Here is a 14,148-nt window from a genome sequence, read left to right as displayed (position 1 = left end):
GGAGAGATCCGTATCCTCCAAAAGGCTAAAAATCTATGGCTTTTACAGCCATGGCTATTATTGAAGCTCAAGTTTGTTTCATTTTCCAAAATTCTTAAACATTTTTTTGATCTCATTATGTAAATCACCTTTTACAATCTCGATCCCTTTTTCTTTTGCGATTGCAATTAAGCTATCATAGTCATTATCCTGATCACAATTCTTACATTTGATAAGATCACCAGAGTGAAATGTTTGGTTTTCCTCTTTAGGCAATGGCGAATCGCAGAACAAACAAGTAAGAGTTATAGTGTAATTCTCTTGCATGATCATTTGCCTTTAAAATTTAAAATCAATGTAATTAAAGTTACCACAAACCCAAAAGCTAAAAAAAGTCCTTTGTGCTCTTCAACATAGTCAGAAGCTTTTTTAAGATAACTTTTTTGTTTTTTTTGTTCATCTTTATTGCGTATGGAATTAACTATTCCAAGACCTTTGAGTGTAAGTTTTAAATTTGAAAATTGTTCGCCACCGAAAGTAGTATGTTTAATATATTCGTGTGATAAAAGTCTATTTAAAATTTCTTCCATTTTTTCATTGGTGATTTTTGTGTTGTATTGCTTATTGATTGTCTCTCGTTCAGAGTCGGTAAAAGTAATGCGTACAAGTTCAACTGTATGACCTTCCTTTTCCATCGTATCAACAAAGTTGAATAAAATAGCTTGTTCTTCTTGAGTCATTTTTTACCCTCACTTCTCCGTCAATAACTTCAAAATAATAGAATTTAATTATACCGCGTTTATGTTCTCGATCACGCGCTCCACATCGATCTCATCTCTCATCGTAGCTATAAAACCATCAATCGTTTTTTTCTTGTACGCTTCAAATGCTTCATCATCAAAAAGTCCATGTACAAACGTCCCTTTGATGTGCTCTTTTTCGTAGAAAAGGGGATATTTTTCACTCACTCCGTGATGGATTTCAAACCCGTTTATCGCGCGGCCAAAGATCTCATATTTCCCTTTTTTGAGCACTTTATCCCGCTGAAACACAATCACATCATCGATAAATCCGAGAGCTTCTTCGCGACTCGGTTCCGCCGTTTCGACGCCCCCCTCGTCGATGATGGTTTCAAACATCATCTGATACCCGCCGCAAATCCCTAGTATCTCTTTGTGTCGCGCTTTGAGTGCCTCAAATAGCCCTGTTTTTTTGAGCCATCGCAAATCCTCGATCACCCGTTTGCTTCCAGGGAGGATAACGAGTTCATAACTCTCTAACACGATGTTAGTGGTGATAAACTCGACTGCGATTGTCTCATCGGCGATAAGGGGTTCGAAATCGTTATAGTTGCTCATCGTGGGGTAGTTGATGATCCCGATCTTTTTCACTGGGTTGGGTTTGTTTTGGACGAAATTTTTGAGGCTTTGGCTATCTTCGAATCCGAGGTTGAGCGGGGCATAGGGGAGGACGCCGAGGACGCTAATACCGAAGCGCTCTTCAATGATACGTACCCCATCATCAAACAAGCTTCGATCTCCTCGAAATTTATTGACGATCACTCCGATGATATTCTTCCGTAATTGTTCGGGGAGGAGATTATAGACCCCCCAGATTGAGGCAAAAACCCCTCCGCGTTCGATGTCGGCGACGAGGATGATCTTCGTATCTTGTTTTTCGGCAATGTAGATGTTGGAGAGGTCTTTGTCCATCAGGTTTAGTTCGACGGGACTCCCCGCCCCCTCACAGATGAGACACTCATAACGTTCACTCAGATACTCGAAGCACTCGTCCACGGCGGGTTTTAAAGAATCGAGATCACGATAGTACTCCCGCACCTCTTTGTCGGCGACAACGTGCCCCTTTACGATCAGCGAGGCGCTATTACCGTGTCCCGATTTGAGCAACACGGGATTGAGATGATAGCTCGTCGGAATACCCAATACCTCGGCTTGAAAATACTGGGCGATAGCAATCTCAGAGCCGTCGTCGCAAACATGAGAGTTATTGGAGACGTTTTGGGCTTTGAACACCCCGACATTGATCCCCCGCTCTTGCAGGAGCCTGCCGATCACAAACGTGAGGGTCGATTTCCCCGCATCGGAGGAGGTTCCGAAAATAGAGATCGATTTCATACCATAACTCCCGCCGCTAGTACTATAATCACAAGGGTATCGAGTTTCCACTGAAGAGCTAATGCGCTACGAATATCCTCATCACTGATTTCCCGCTTCCCTTCACCGAAATAAGGTTTGTTTTTTATCACTCCAAAATACGATGTTGCCCCTCCGAGCGATACATTGAGCGAGAGTGCCATCGCTGCTATCGGATATCCCGCGTTGGGACTTTCATGTAATGCCGCGTAATGCCATGTCTGTGGGAGCTTTCCGAGTTTGCCGAAAAGGATCAATATCAGCACCGCCGTGATGCGTGAGGGGATATAATTGGCGATATCGTCCAATCGTGCCGCTACTTTGCCGAATTTCTCATATTTTTCGTTCCGATACCCCACCATCGAATCGAGAGTATTGATCGCTTTATAGAGAAATAGCCCGACCAAACCAAAAACTAACAGATAAAACAGCGGAGCGATCACCCCGTCGCTGAGATTTTCGGCATAGGTCTCGATGGCGGCTTTGTTGATATCGCTCTTGCTTAGATTTTCGGTGTCTCGGCTGACGAGATAGCGGATCGATTGCGGGTCATTCAACACGTTTTGGACACTCTCATAGAGCATCTTCCCCGCGATCCCGCTCGAGGCGATGATTCCCAATACCCATACATTATCGATCAGCGAGATCGGAGTGACGAGAGCTAACACGGCGGCTAACAACCAAAACACGAGCCAAAAACCGCGCGCTATCGTGTCACGGTAAAAGTGCTTTTGAAAGGCGGTGATAAAATCGCCCATGAGGACAACGGGGTGACGGATGAATGTGAACTCGCCGAAGATGCGGTCGGTGAGGTAGGCGATGAGAGCGATATCAAAATACATGATGAGTCTTTAGAGAGGATCAAATTTTATTTAAATATTTTGTATAAATTTGAAATAATAGCTGAAGCTATCTTATCACAGAATGATTTCATATACGTTAATAACGTAGACTTCTTGGATAACCTCGAATTGAAAATGTGCTGAACCTGTTAAGGGTATTTTCTTTTGGAACTGTACTCAATAGTGCTATGAGATTTCCCCATTTCTTTCCCTGCAATCATCCCACTAGCCCACGCAAAGTTAAAATTATAACCCCCTCGACGTCCTACGATATCCAAAACTTCACCTGCAAAATAGAGTCCTTCTATTAGTTTTGATTCCATTGTTTTGTTATTGACCTGTACTGTACTGACTCCGCCTCCGCTCACTTCAGCATGTTTGAAACCGTGGGTATCGATTACCTCAAACTTCCATTCACCGATGAGATGGGCAATTTTTTTGATCTCTTTGAGATTTAATGCGGATACAGTTGTGTTTTTAATAGCGGTATCTTCGAGGAGATAGGTAGCTATTTTGGCGGGAATGAGACCGCAAAGAGCGGTATGAACGTCATGTTTTGGAACAGAAGCAAATAGCTTTTCAATCGTATTTATAAGGGTTGTTTTATCATAGCGAGGGAGAAAATTGAGCGTTATACTAACGCGTTGTTGGTGCATTAGCGCGTATGAAGCCTTTTGGCTAATGTCAAGGATTGCTAAACCCGATATTCCATAATTAGCAAAGAGGATATCGCCTACAACTTTCTCTTTAACTTTACCGTCGATAATGAGGCTCACTTTTGCGGTTGTTTTGACCCCTGCCATTTTGTGGTGGTTTTTAGAATTTAGATGAAGCTGTACAAGGCTTGGATAGGTAGGAATAATCTCATGTCCAAGTGAGCGTGCAAAGCTATAGCCATCTGTTGTTGCACCCAGTTGGGGTGCTGCTTCACTTCCTGTTGCTATTAAAACTTTGTTATAACGTTGTTTATCATGATTGGTTTGGACGTTGAAATACGAATCATGTTTCGTAATGGCAGTTACTTTAGAATCGGTGATGATTTTTACCCCCATTCCGCTCACTGCGCTTTTGAGGGCGATCAGTACCGATTTGGCCTCATTCGAGAGAGGATAGCATCTTCCGTCTTCTTTGATGTCGAGTAATAGCCCTATGGAGTGGCAAAATTGTTCAAAATAGGCAAAGGAGAGCTGTTTAAGTACATAGGTGACAAACTGAGGATCAACTCCCGCGTAATCCTCGTGCGAGGCGGTGGTATTGATGATGTTGCACCGTCCGTTACCGGAAGCTAATATCTTTTTACCCACATTATTGTTATGCTCATAAATTGTGACGTTTGAGCCTGCGCGTGCAGCAAAGAGTGCCGCCATAAGTCCGCTTGCTCCGCCGCCGATAATCGCTATTGTATTCATAAGTGTATTATATCGCGTTGTCTATTATGAGATGCTACAATAGCATCATGTAAAGTTTCAGGGAGTTTTATGCGTTTTTGGTTTGTTTTGTTGACCACTATAGTATCTTTATGGGGGATCGAGGGGTATAACGGAAAAAGTTTAGTTCTCCCGCTCTCTTGCGCATCAGGGACACTAATCATGAGTGAACGCAATATCACCGTACTCCCTCACCCTAGCAATTTGGCTCTTGGAATTGCCATTATTCCAACAGATTATCATACAACTCCTCAAGAGATTAAAGCTAAATGGATTACCTCCTTTGGGGAATTAGAGATACCGATCGATATCCACTCCTTTGATTATCCTACCGAAGTTTTAATCGTTGAGAGTTCTAAAGTTACCCCTCCGCCCGAAGCACTGCAACGAATTTCTAATGAAAAAGCGGAAGCCGAAAAAATATATAACACCATTACTCCAACGCGTTATTGGAACAAACCTTTTATTTATCCGATGGAGAGCAATATCACGAGTCTTTATGGTTCAGCACGCACCTATAACGGTGTTTTAAAGAGTTATCACGGAGGGGTCGATTTTCGTGCCCGTACACCACTACCCATCTGCGCGACCAATGATGGTGTCGTAGTGTTGGTCAAAGATCGTTATTACGCTGGAGGAACCGTCATCATCGATCATGGAGAGGGGGTTTATAGCTGCTATTTTCACATGAGCCAATATGATGTTAAAGTGGGAGAGAGCGTCCAGAGGGGACAAATCATCGGACTAACCGGAGCAACAGGTCGGATCACCGGACCTCATCTACATTTTGGACTCATGGTATTAGGTCTCCAAAGCGACCCTCTCCATCTAATCAATCAAATCAATGCACTATTTTAATCTTTTTTCATGGCAGCCCAAATAAAGCCGCCCAATCCTATGCCCACAACTATTATTAAAAATCCAACTTGAAACCAATCCATTCCCGACATATTTTTCCTTTCAAACGCCATCGGAACACGTCCCGATAGCTACGTTAACACTATGTTTCCCTCAGCGGGAAGCTCACGCGCAGTAAGCCGCGCTTTTTAAACTACCTCTTTAGTTAACTCTTTCTCTTTTAGCTGTCCGCACGCTGCACTAATATCTAGCCCTTTAGAATCACGAATCGTACACAATACTCCGTGTTTTATCAGATACTCCTGAAATGCCACCATATCGGCGCGAGTCGGGCGTTGATAATCAGACCCTTCATAGGGGTTAAAAAAGATAAGATTCACTTTGGACTTAATTCCATGCAATAACTTAACCAGTTTTTTCGCCGAGATCAAATCATCGTTTTTCCCTTTGATGACGAGATACTCGAACATCACCCGTTTACGGGTATCAATCGGAAACCGCTTTACCGCTTCGATGATAGAGGCAATATTATACGCTTTATTCATAGGTATCAATTCGCTACGGAGTTCATCATCCACTGCATGGAGCGAAATAGCGATATGAACCCCCAAATCCATCTGCCCCAGTTTGTCGATCTTCGAACTCAATCCGCTGGTAGAGACGGTTTGCCGTTTTCCTGAAATCGACAGCCCCTCTTCATCTTTTAGAATCGTAATCGCTTTCGCGAGGTTATCGAGGTTATCAAGCGGCTCCCCCATCCCCATATAGACGATATTAAGCCGTCGATGGGCGGCGAGATTGTTATCCATCTTCACCGCCAACACCTGCGCAACGATCTCACCCGCGCTCAAATCACGGGTAAATCCACCTTTGGCGGTGAGACAAAAGGAACATCCTACTTTACACCCTACCTGTGTCGAGACACACACCGTAAAGCGCGCTTCGTGTTCGATGTTCCCCTCATCATCGATGGACTCATCTTTCATTTTGAGCCACACCGTCTCGACTGTTTTACCGTCACTCAATTCAAAGAGATATTTGATTGTCCCATCGGTGGAGCACTCTTTACGGGCGATTTTGAGGGGCATAATCTCATACTCAGCACTTAGCTCTTCGCGCATCGCTTTGGGGAGATTCGCCATTGTCTCAAAACTTGTCGCATACTGATGATAAACCCATCCCCAAATCTGTTTGGCGCGAAAGGAGGGTTTCACCAAATTAGCGAGTTCCGTCTTGGTGTAGTCGAGAATACACTTCTTAGCCACGAATTAACCCTTTTTCTTTGAGATGTTCACGGAGCAATACTTTCGCAAAGCCATGATTGGCGATAAAGTCGCGGTGGGCGTTCGCATTGCAGTAGTTAGTGATGCAAAACACCCCCCCGGCTGGGATACCGAATATCTGAGCGACCCGCATAACGCTGAAAAACTCCATGTTTTCAATCCCCATCCCCAGCGTTCTCATTTGCACCATTGCTCTCTCACTCGTCGTGATGTAGTTTGAGCAGTTGACCATAACATCTTTGATTTCTTCCGTTTGTGCAGAGATGACGTTATCGATTGGTGTATAGGCACTTTTGTCCAAAAATCCTAACTCGATGTTAGCGGCGGTTTTAGACTCGATGATATCGTTAATTTTATGTTCACCGTAACTTCCCGCACTCCCGACGAAGAGGAGAAATTCGGGCTTGTGAACCAAACAATGGCGGGTGAGATTGATCGCACTGTCGATCAGCCCCACCCCTATCGGTATTGCAAAATCAAACGTCTCGTTATTGCCGGCACAGAGAATCATTACACACCTTATTGTTTAGTAAATCGAAGAATACTACTTTTAGATTTAGAGCTTGATTTGATTCGCATGTTGGTTTGTTAAAGTAATGAAAAAGCTTTTTTGCTTTATTGCTATTTTGTTCCTTTCCATTTATATGCGCGTCTGAACCCATTATTTTCTGCCTCTTTAACATTCCATGCATAAAATTCTCCATCCACATCACCAATAATAACTTTATCATATTGTTGATCCATCGGTAGATGATAAATTTTTTCTTTATTATTGTTAGAAATATTGCATTTTATCCTTGGGTATTCTTGGATTTGTACGTCGTTCATAACCTGTACTCCAAGATATTTCGCAAAGTTCATCGCTTCGTTTGATAGTTCATAAGTAGTAATAATTACAGGGGCTACCTCTTTCTTGCATTTCTTTTTCATTTTATAATGCTGTGCAGTACCATATGTTTGTGCTATAACATTTTCTCTTACTGGAATCGCTTTGTCACGTGATAATCTTTTACACTGCACAATTAATATGTGTCTGTCATTTTCACAAATAAGGTCTATTCCTAAATCTTCTTTGCCATTTAATGCACCATGATATTGTACGGTATAACCTTTTTGCTCAAATGTGTATCCAATAAATCTTTCGTATTCAATTCCAACTTCCCATAAGCTTTTTTTTCGTTTTGGATCTTTATATCGTTCAAGAGCAAGTTGATTTCTATCGGAAGGTGTAAGTTGTTGCCATTCAGAACGGCTAATATATTTTGATACGGGATCTATTTCTTCGTCAAATTCATGTTGCTCTCTCATTTTTTCTTCATGTAGTGATAAAAGCATATCTTCTAGCGAAATATCCGTATAATCTATTAACCATGGTGCTAATGATTCATAAAGTTGAACTCTATTCCGTGCTAATTCCAGTTCTTTTTTTGCTTCTCGTGCTTCAGCTTTTGCATTTTTAATCTCTAATGCTGCTTTATATGCAGGACGTCTTTTTTGTACTAATGCAGTAACAATACTATCATCTTCAAAATGTTTCAAATTATCATGCCATCTAATTAAACTTGGCAATAATGTAGAACCTGCTTTGAGTTCCTCTAAAGCATCATTATAAAGTTTTTTGTATCCTTCAAGTATCGTGATTTTCTTTTCAAGTTTTACAATAAAAACTATAGTAATCACCAATAAAATAGACACAAAAAATAGCATTTTAATCCTTTTATTTGAATAACATTAGCTAATTATAGCTTCATGTTTTATTGTATAAAACTTCTATCAGTGGTTTCGAAATCCTTAAAATAGACATCATTTTATTATAAGAAAAATATTGAAAGGCAGTTCCTAATGAGCTGAAAATGAACTTTTTTTGGCACGATTGGCTAAGATTTAAAAAAGTAAAATAACTTGTTGTTCTACTGTAAATATAACCTCATCTCATACAATTTTTGAATTATTCGGAATTAGCCAAGTTTGTAAGGGTCATATTATCTCGCAATTTCAAAGAAGCACTAGAATCGCTCTGTGAAGTGCAACTCGTTTGCATTTGCTTCTCCTATTTCACTTCATCCAATATCGTCATCGTCACACTTAACAATCCATCAATCTCATTCGCACAAATTTCATAAATGGTTTCAGCATCGAGATCGAAATAGTGATGTGACAAAATATCTCTAACCCCTTTGACTTGTTTCCACGGAATTTGGGGGTATTTTTCCAAAAGCTGAAAATCGGTGAGTTTATCGACGTTTTTAAAACCCTCCCCGATGGCGATGAGACGCATCGAAATACTATCGAGTTTTTCAAGCCCATGCTCATCTTTGAGAAAGTCATCCGCACTTTTGATACTTTGAAATCGTTGTTGGATGAGTTTTAACGAGGTGATAATATCTTCGAGGGTAGAGTGCAGTATCAAAAGTCGATCATTGTGCATAGATCACATCTCGTTTGATCATCTCTAAAAAGAGCGGCTTCATGTGTTTATGTTCACGGACAATGTCCACTTTTTTGTGCAGATCATTTTCGATCTGTTCTTTGATCGCGACCATATCAAATAACGAGGGTTTCATTTTGACAAAAATATCGATGTCGCTGTTCTCTTTGGCTTCGTCACGTGCGTAACTTCCAAACAACCCTATTTGCTCGACATCGTATTTTGTTTTGAACTCTTGAAAATGTTGTAAAAGGTAGTTTAAAATATCTGATTTCTTAATATTCGTCGTCACAATATCCCCCTTTTTCTCATAACTTTTATAGGGTCAATTATAGCACATTGAAAACCTTAGAGTCGTACCGGAATCCCGTTAGCCGATAGGTAGCGTTTGAGATCCATGATGTCAATCTCTTTGTAATGGAAAATACTCGCCGCCAATGCCGCATCGGCACCATGTTCAAACGCCTCTTTGATATGTTCCATCGTCCCTGCACCGCCACTGGCGATTACGGGAACATTGACGGCGCGGCTGATCTGCTCGGTGATGGAGAGATCAAATCCCGCTTTGGTGCCGTCCGCGTCCATCGAGGTGAGGAGAATCTCCCCCGCTCCGCGATCCACAACCTCTTTTGCCCACTCAAAGGCGTTGGTCCCCGTATCGACCCGACCGCCGTTGAGATAGACGTTGTATTGATCGCCCGTGCGCTTCACATCGATAGCGACGACGATACACTGAGAGCCAAAACGCTTGGCACCTTCGTTGATAAACTCCGGACGCTTGATCGCCGCAGAGTTGATACTTACTTTATCACACCCGACGGCAAGAAGTTTATAAATATCATCCAGGACGCGTATTCCTCCGCCTACGGTGAGAGGGATAAAAACCTCTTTTGCCACCTGCTCTACGATGTGGACGATCGTATCCCGCTCTTCGTGAGATGCGGTAATATCGAGGAATGTGAGTTCATCCGCCCCTTCTTCATTGTACCGTTTGGCGACTTCAACGGGATCACCTGCATCTTTAAGTCCGACGAAATTGACACCCTTAACAACCCGACCGTCTTTGACATCGAGACACGGAATAATCCGTTTTGCAAAAAAATTATCCATTTGATACCTTGTGCGCAATCATTATGAAATTATAACTTTGATTACCAAAGGTAACGATAAAGGGGGGCACTTTATTTTTTAATAGGGGATTTACTCTTTATTGGGTACAATGGTTACAATGCAACAAGATCGTTCCAAGATTGCCAAAAAGAAATTTGGCCAAAATTTTCTAAAAGATGAAGCTGTTTTAGCCCAAATCATCCAATCGATGCCCGATACACCTCACCGTATCGCAGAAATCGGGCCTGGATTAGGTGATTTAACTAAGTATTTAGTTGATGTCAAAAGTGTTACCGCTTTTGAGGTCGATACCGACTTGTGCAAGCATTTGAAGCACCAATTTGCCGATGCTATCAGTACCAATACTCTTGAACTCCGTTGTGGAGACGTGTTAGAGCATTGGAAGAGTGAGCTTTTGGATGAACCGTACGATTTAGTGGCGAATTTGCCCTATTACATCGCGACTAACATCATCCTAAAAGCCCTCGCCGATCCGGCGTGCCGAAACTTGCTTGTCATGATACAGCGTGAAGTAGCGGAAAAATTTTCTGCTACACCTGGAGAGAGAGCTTTTGGAGCGCTCAGCGTGATTACGCAGAGTGTGGCTGAGGCGGAGATCGTGTTAAGCGTTCCCCCTAGTGCATTCGAGCCAGCTCCCAAAGTCGATTCGTCCGTACTGCTCATTTCTAAACGGTCGAATCGTAATGATGAAGGGTTTGAAGAATTTTTACGAGCGGCCTTTACACAGCCCCGTAAAACCCTCCACAAAAATCTCTCCTCGCGCTATGATGGAGACTCTTTAATTGAAGCGTTTGGAACGCTTGAACTAGAACGCTCCATCCGACCTCATCAGCTGAACACCTCTGACTTTCACCGGCTCTACGCTCTTATAAAATAATTTTTCTGAGCATTCTAGAGCATTCAAACATAACTAAACATACATTGCGCCCTAGTGCGTACAGAAGGAAAATACTATGTCCGATGAACAAACAGAATCAGCGACACAACCGCAAGGGGAAAATCGCCAACGTCGAAATAACCGCCGTCCTTTCCGCAGTCGAAATAACAACCGCCCTGAGGGTGCAGAGGGATCGGTGAACGAGCCGCGTGAAGACAATCGCCCTCCGCGTACCGATAACAGACCTCCGCGCGATGAAAATCGTCCTCCGCGTACCGACAACAGACCTCCGCGTCAAGATAACCGTCCTCCACGTGATGAAAATCGCCCTCCACGCACTGATAACAGACCTCCGCGTCAAGATAACCGTCCTCCACGCACCGACCGTGTAGAGGGGTCAGAAAATGCGACCGATGCAGAACCAAACCGCTCTGGACGAGATCGCGGACGCGGTGGACGCCGTGGATCACCAAGTGCACCGATTGATGGAAACTTACGCGATTTTGTAATGAAAAATCAAGACGCACACAAAAGTCGTCTCAATCCCCATTTTAAACTTGACCTCAATAACAACGATAAAGTTCGTATCACCCCACTAGGCGGGCTTGGCGAAATCGGTGGTAACATCACGGTTATTGAAACCGAAAATGAAGCGATTATCATCGATATCGGGATGAGTTTCCCCGATGAAGAGATGCACGGAGTTGATATCCTCGTCCCAGATTTCACCTATTTGCGTGAAATTCGCAAAAAAATTGTAGCGATCATCATTACCCATGCCCACGAAGACCACATCGGCGGAGTCCCTTATTTCTTCAAAGAGATGCAATTCCCGATTTACGGAACACCTCTTCCGTTGGCGATGATCGGAAACAAATTTGACGAGCATCACATGCGTGATTTCCGCCGTTATTTCAACCCGATCGTCAAACGTCAGGTTTATCGCATCGGAAACGATTTCGACATCGAATGGATGCACATGACCCACTCGATCATCGATTCTAGCTCATTGGCGATTACGACTAAGGCAGGAACTATCATCCATACGGGTGACTTTAAAATTGACCACACTCCGGTAGATGGCTATACGGCTGACTTGCACCGCCTCGCCCATTACGGTGAAAAAGGGGTTCTTTGTCTCTTAAGTGATTCAACCAACTCGTATAACAAAGAGTGGACACCGAGTGAGCTTACGGTAGCACCGGGATTTGATCGTATTTTTTCTAAATCTGAAGGTCGTATCATTATGTCCACCTTTAGTTCCAATATCCACCGTGTCTACCAAGCTATTTTGGCAGGGATTAAATACAACCGTAAAGTGTGTGTAATCGGTCGTTCTATGGAGCGTAACCTTGAAGTGTGTATGCAATACGATTACATCAAAATTCCAAAAAATATCTTCATCGATGCCGAAGAGGCAAACCGCATGAGCGATAAAGATGTTCTAATCGTTACCACAGGAAGCCAAGGAGAGCCAAGCTCTGCATTGTTCCGTATGGCGATCGGCGAACACCGCCACATCAAAATCAAACCAACCGATTTGATCGTCCTCTCTGCTCGTGCGATTCCGGGTAATGAAGGCTCTATTTCAGGGATGCTCAACTATCTCCAACGTGCCGGTGCTCGTGTTGCTAATGACCGTGACATTCACGTTTCAGGACACGCGAGTATGGAAGAGCAAAAACTGATGCTTCGCCTTACCAATCCGAAATTTTTCCTCCCCGTTCACGGTGAGTACAACCACATTATGAAACACAAAGATACAGCGATTACTTGTGGTGTTCCTGAGCGTAATATCCTCCTTATGAGTGATGGTGACTCTATCGAAGTGAACACCAAGATGATACGTAAAGCTAAAACTGTTAAAACGGGTAAAACCTATATTGACAACCAAAACAACCATCAAATTGAAGATGATATTGTTATCGATCGTCAAAAAATGGCATCAGAGGGGATGGTTATGTTGGTAGCTCAAGTGAGTGCTGCAGAATCACGTCTCCTCTCCAAACCTCTCGTAACGAGCTTCGGGCTCGTAGCTGATCGCCATGACAAAGCATTTGCCCAAGAGATGGAAGACGTGTTAGAGCACTTCTTGATCAACTTGAAGCCGGGGCTTATCGAAAATCCGAAAGCACTGGAAAATGATTTACGTCAAGTAGTACGTAAACACATTTACCGCAAAATGAAAAAATATCCTCTTATCGTTCCACACGTTTTCGTGATGTAACACCCTTCGACAAAACAAGGGTACCGCTCGCGAAGCGATGTTTCCTTGAGCTCAGGGTGAACGGAGATTATGCCGTTCGTGGTGAGCTGGTCGAACCATGAACCCTCTTAGAAGAATATTCTTTTTTTAATCCCATCTTCGCTATACTCTCTCAAACTTTAACAAAGATACTGCCATGAAAGTAACCCTACATCACTATACACCCCTTGTAATTTGTTCCGATGCTATCCGTACATGTTGGCAAAGCTTTGACAAAAGCGATAACGGCGGCGAAAAAGATCGTGATCTGATCGATCGCGTCGGTAATAAATTCAAACACGCCTCTACGTTGGAGCATCTCGTATACAACTTCTATATCGAAGGGATCAGCCGTGCCTTGCTCCAAGAGCTTGCACGTCATCGTATGGCTTCTTTAAGTGTGAAAAGCACACGCTATACTCTTAAAGAACTCAAAGACGAAAAATCTTATACTATTAATGATTTGGAACGAGCTTCTAAGTACTTAGTCATGAGCGGAGTTGAGATAGTTGATCAGATGAGCATCAAAGCCCTCGAAAATCTCCGATTGGTACTGGTAGAGGGGATTAGCAATGACCGTGCGAAATACTGCCTTCCAGAGAGCTATAAGACAGAACTTACATGGTCGATTAATGCACGAAGTTTGCAAAACTTTATTGCGCTCCGAAGTGACAAAGCCGCTCTATGGGAGATTCGTGATTTAGCCAACATGGTTTACAACACCCTTCCAGAAGATCACCGCTATCTCTTCGAAAATTCACTCAAAGAGGAACATTAAATTATGAAAACATCTTTATTTTTAGGTGCTATTGCCACGATCATATTACTCAGCGGATGTGCTGAAAAACAAGTTGCACTAAACGGCGTTATCTGTCCTGTGGGGAAAACACAAGAGCGTATTAAAGCCGATTTTGAGGAGTGTCGC

Annotated in this window: 14 protein-coding genes; 4 read left to right on the top strand and 10 right to left on the bottom strand. The window is 42.9% G+C overall.

The features are described from left to right. Positions 1 to 308: 308 nt before the first annotated feature. The 4 genes from WA010_RS06280 to WA010_RS06265 all read right to left on the bottom strand — a co-directional run bounded on the left by WA010_RS06280 (position 309) and on the right by WA010_RS06265 (position 4,383). Complete coding sequence (locus WA010_RS06280; protein WP_422556289.1) at positions 309 to 719, bottom strand: hypothetical protein; 411 nt, start codon at positions 717 to 719, stop codon at positions 309 to 311. Positions 720 to 767: 48 nt separating this feature from the next. Beyond that, positions 768 to 2,114: a cobyric acid synthase gene (locus tag WA010_RS06275; RefSeq protein WP_422556288.1), complete on the bottom strand. Its 1,347-nt coding sequence runs from the start codon at positions 2,112 to 2,114 to the stop codon at positions 768 to 770. Continuing rightward, complete coding sequence (cbiB, locus tag WA010_RS06270; RefSeq protein WP_422556287.1) at positions 2,111 to 2,974, bottom strand: adenosylcobinamide-phosphate synthase CbiB; 864 nt, start codon at positions 2,972 to 2,974, stop codon at positions 2,111 to 2,113. The genes WA010_RS06275 and cbiB overlap by 4 nt, the downstream gene beginning before the upstream one ends. Positions 2,975 to 3,123: 149 nt before the next feature. After that, a complete protein-coding gene (locus tag WA010_RS06265; RefSeq protein ID WP_422556286.1) occupies positions 3,124 to 4,383 on the bottom strand; it encodes an NAD(P)/FAD-dependent oxidoreductase in 1,260 nt (419 codons plus the stop codon). A gap of 69 nt (positions 4,384 to 4,452) precedes the next feature. Between WA010_RS06265 and WA010_RS06260 the strand changes: the two genes are divergently transcribed. Next, positions 4,453 to 5,259: a M23 family metallopeptidase gene (locus WA010_RS06260; protein ID WP_422556285.1), complete on the top strand. Its 807-nt coding sequence runs from the start codon at positions 4,453 to 4,455 to the stop codon at positions 5,257 to 5,259. Between the two features lie 188 nt (positions 5,260 to 5,447). On the opposite strand, the gene rlmN is transcribed toward WA010_RS06260, so the two are convergent. The 6 genes from rlmN to hisF all read right to left on the bottom strand — a co-directional run bounded on the left by rlmN (position 5,448) and on the right by hisF (position 10,080). Next, complete coding sequence (rlmN, locus tag WA010_RS06255; protein ID WP_422556284.1) at positions 5,448 to 6,524, bottom strand: 23S rRNA (adenine(2503)-C(2))-methyltransferase RlmN; 1,077 nt, start codon at positions 6,522 to 6,524, stop codon at positions 5,448 to 5,450. Beyond that, the gene (locus WA010_RS06250) at positions 6,517 to 7,053 is read right to left on the bottom strand and encodes a purine-nucleoside phosphorylase (RefSeq protein WP_422556283.1); all 537 of its coding nucleotides are present in this window, start codon (positions 7,051 to 7,053) and stop codon (positions 6,517 to 6,519) included. The genes rlmN and WA010_RS06250 overlap by 8 nt, the downstream gene beginning before the upstream one ends. A gap of 110 nt (positions 7,054 to 7,163) precedes the next feature. After that, complete coding sequence (locus WA010_RS06245; RefSeq protein ID WP_422556282.1) at positions 7,164 to 8,249, bottom strand: restriction endonuclease; 1,086 nt, start codon at positions 8,247 to 8,249, stop codon at positions 7,164 to 7,166. Positions 8,250 to 8,592: 343 nt separating this feature from the next. Then, positions 8,593 to 8,970, bottom strand: a complete 378-nt coding sequence (locus WA010_RS06240) for a DUF86 domain-containing protein (protein ID WP_422556281.1) — start codon at positions 8,968 to 8,970, stop codon at positions 8,593 to 8,595. Continuing rightward, positions 8,960 to 9,262: a nucleotidyltransferase family protein gene (locus WA010_RS06235; protein ID WP_422556280.1), complete on the bottom strand. Its 303-nt coding sequence runs from the start codon at positions 9,260 to 9,262 to the stop codon at positions 8,960 to 8,962. Before WA010_RS06235 ends, WA010_RS06240 begins: the two co-directional genes overlap by 11 nt. A 56-nt stretch (positions 9,263 to 9,318) precedes the next feature. After that, positions 9,319 to 10,080 (bottom strand): imidazole glycerol phosphate synthase subunit HisF, encoded by a 762-nt coding sequence (gene hisF / locus WA010_RS06230; RefSeq protein ID WP_422556279.1) that lies wholly within the window; start codon positions 10,078 to 10,080, stop codon positions 9,319 to 9,321. Positions 10,081 to 10,189: 109 nt separating this feature from the next. Between hisF and rsmA the strand changes: the two genes are divergently transcribed. The 3 genes from rsmA to thyX all read left to right on the top strand — a co-directional run bounded on the left by rsmA (position 10,190) and on the right by thyX (position 14,001). Next, positions 10,190 to 10,978 (top strand): 16S rRNA (adenine(1518)-N(6)/adenine(1519)-N(6))-dimethyltransferase RsmA, encoded by a 789-nt coding sequence (gene rsmA, locus WA010_RS06225; protein ID WP_422556290.1) that lies wholly within the window; start codon positions 10,190 to 10,192, stop codon positions 10,976 to 10,978. Between the two features lie 76 nt (positions 10,979 to 11,054). Next, the gene (locus tag WA010_RS06220; RefSeq protein WP_422556278.1) at positions 11,055 to 13,205 is read left to right on the top strand and encodes an RNase J family beta-CASP ribonuclease; all 2,151 of its coding nucleotides are present in this window, start codon (positions 11,055 to 11,057) and stop codon (positions 13,203 to 13,205) included. Positions 13,206 to 13,380: 175 nt separating this feature from the next. Further along, the gene (gene thyX, locus WA010_RS06215; protein ID WP_422556277.1) at positions 13,381 to 14,001 is read left to right on the top strand and encodes an FAD-dependent thymidylate synthase; all 621 of its coding nucleotides are present in this window, start codon (positions 13,381 to 13,383) and stop codon (positions 13,999 to 14,001) included. Positions 14,002 to 14,148: the final 147 nt, after the last annotated feature.

Source organism: Sulfuricurvum sp. (assembly GCF_049305995.1).
Taxonomy (GTDB): domain Bacteria; phylum Campylobacterota; class Campylobacteria; order Campylobacterales; family Sulfurimonadaceae; genus Sulfuricurvum.
Note: the sequence above shows the minus strand (reverse complement) of the source record. Positions and strands in the feature narration are given on the sequence as shown.

What these genes read in the sequence shown, in the direction of transcription:
- rsmA (WP_422556290.1), top strand. Translation starts at nt 10,190, where the DNA reads ATGGTTACAATGCAACAAGATCGTTCCAAGATTGCCAAAAAGAAATTT.
- WA010_RS06260 (WP_422556285.1), top strand. Translation starts at nt 4,453, where the DNA reads ATGCGTTTTTGGTTTGTTTTGTTGACCACTATAGTATCTTTATGGGGG.
- WA010_RS06265 (WP_422556286.1), bottom strand. Translation starts at nt 4,383, where the DNA reads ATGAATACAATAGCGATTATCGGCGGCGGAGCAAGCGGACTTATGGCG.
- WA010_RS06245 (WP_422556282.1), bottom strand. Translation starts at nt 8,249, where the DNA reads ATGCTATTTTTTGTGTCTATTTTATTGGTGATTACTATAGTTTTTATT.
- WA010_RS06275 (WP_422556288.1), bottom strand. Translation starts at nt 2,114, where the DNA reads ATGAAATCGATCTCTATTTTCGGAACCTCCTCCGATGCGGGGAAATCG.
- WA010_RS06240 (WP_422556281.1), bottom strand. Translation starts at nt 8,970, where the DNA reads ATGCACAATGATCGACTTTTGATACTGCACTCTACCCTCGAAGATATT.
- thyX (WP_422556277.1), top strand. Translation starts at nt 13,381, where the DNA reads ATGAAAGTAACCCTACATCACTATACACCCCTTGTAATTTGTTCCGAT.
- cbiB (WP_422556287.1), bottom strand. Translation starts at nt 2,974, where the DNA reads ATGTATTTTGATATCGCTCTCATCGCCTACCTCACCGACCGCATCTTC.
- WA010_RS06280 (WP_422556289.1), bottom strand. Translation starts at nt 719, where the DNA reads ATGACTCAAGAAGAACAAGCTATTTTATTCAACTTTGTTGATACGATG.
- hisF (WP_422556279.1), bottom strand. Translation starts at nt 10,080, where the DNA reads ATGGATAATTTTTTTGCAAAACGGATTATTCCGTGTCTCGATGTCAAA.
- WA010_RS06220 (WP_422556278.1), top strand. Translation starts at nt 11,055, where the DNA reads ATGTCCGATGAACAAACAGAATCAGCGACACAACCGCAAGGGGAAAAT.
- WA010_RS06250 (WP_422556283.1), bottom strand. Translation starts at nt 7,053, where the DNA reads ATGATTCTCTGTGCCGGCAATAACGAGACGTTTGATTTTGCAATACCG.